Annotated in this window: 1 protein-coding gene; it reads right to left on the reverse strand. The window is 71.7% G+C overall.

Features of this window, described 5'->3' with window-relative positions:
* Nucleotides 1-552 (reverse strand): MFS transporter (locus CCN56_RS38475; protein WP_143664784.1); only part of this gene is annotated, 552 nt, incomplete at both ends.

A 552-nucleotide genomic window follows, 5' to 3' on the forward strand; every position in this document is an offset into this window, starting at 1 on the left:
GAAGGAGGCGCCGTCGGATTCGCGGGCGAGGACGACGGCGCCGAGCACCGCCAGGCCGAGTACCGCAACGATCTGCCGGGTGGTGCTGCTGATGCCCGAGGCGAGGCCGCCCTCCTGCGGGCTGACCGCCTGGATGGCGGCTCCCGTCAGGGGGGACATGGTCAGGGCGAAGCCGATGCCGGTGACTCCCAGCCGCCACCACACGTTCCCGTAGCCGGTGTCGGCGTGCACCGTGCCGAGCGCAAGCAGTCCCAGGCCGGCCAGGGCCAGGCCGGTGGTGACCACGACGCGGAAGCCGTACCGGGCGGCGAGCCGGCCCGCGTACGGGCTGACGACCACCATGGCGAGGGACAGCGGCAGGGTCTGCAGGCCGGCGCGCAGGATCGAGCTGCCCTGGACGTACACGAAGAACTGGGAGAAGAAGAACGACGAGCCCATGAGCGCGAACCCCACCACGACCATGGCGGTGTTGGACACGGTGAACAGGCGCCGGCGGAACAGCCGCAGCGGCAGCATCGGTGCGGAGCGACGCGCTTCGACGGCGACGAAGGC

This window comes from Streptomyces sp. NRRL B-24572 (assembly GCF_002156145.1).
Taxonomy (GTDB): Bacteria; Actinomycetota; Actinomycetes; order Streptomycetales; family Streptomycetaceae; genus Streptomyces; species Streptomyces vietnamensis.